At 31.1% G+C, this 702-nt stretch carries 1 protein-coding gene; it reads left to right on the top strand.

Annotated features, from left to right (window positions below):
- The coding region (locus ACFQ13_RS06105; protein ID WP_386115234.1) for a hypothetical protein at positions 1 to 562 on the top strand (562 nt) is incomplete at its 5' end.
- Positions 563 to 702: the final 140 nt, after the last annotated feature.

Here is a 702-nt window from a genome sequence, read left to right as displayed (position 1 = left end):
CGTTGTAACACATTTGAGAAAAACTAAAGACATATTAATTTTCGTATTTGCTATAATTGTAGTTTCGGCTTTAACTTATGTGATTTTTTTATTCTTTTATGTTCAAAAGAGATACGCTGAGATACATACTGACACAAAATCAATTTTTACAGAATCGAGATATTTATACGGAATATCATCAAATGACAATCTGAAACTTCGAACAGAATATTTACTCATAAAAACCGTTCGCGATTCGATAATCAAATATGAATATAAAAGTACGACAGATTCGACTCGGAATTTAAAAGTAAGTTACTTGACCAAAAATCAAGAAATTCAATTTGACTTAACCGATTACGTAAAGTATGAAAGCAAAACTATTCGGAGTAATTCGAACTCTGAAATTTGGTTTGATATGTACGAAATGAAAGAGCCGATTATTGACGGAATGAGTCCAGTAATGTTTAATAAAGATTATGGAATTCTAGCTATTGCGAATCCACTCGGAGGTTCCGCTTTTTTTATGGATAAACAAAATGACAGTTTACAAGTAATGAAAATAAGTAAAAAATTATACTAAAAAACGTGTTACAACACCGTGTATAATTAATTGCTAGGTTCTTCCCTACTTGTGAATATTCCTGCGGAATATTCACAGGTTCGTAAAAGTTTGCTAACTTAGTTGCTTAACCACGCAACTAACCATACACAAACACGTTA

Origin of the sequence: Winogradskyella rapida (genome assembly GCF_042675845.1) — a bacterium.
In the GTDB taxonomy this organism is placed as follows: domain Bacteria; phylum Bacteroidota; class Bacteroidia; order Flavobacteriales; family Flavobacteriaceae; genus Winogradskyella; species Winogradskyella rapida.
Note: the sequence above shows the minus strand (reverse complement) of the source record. Positions and strands in the feature narration are given on the sequence as shown.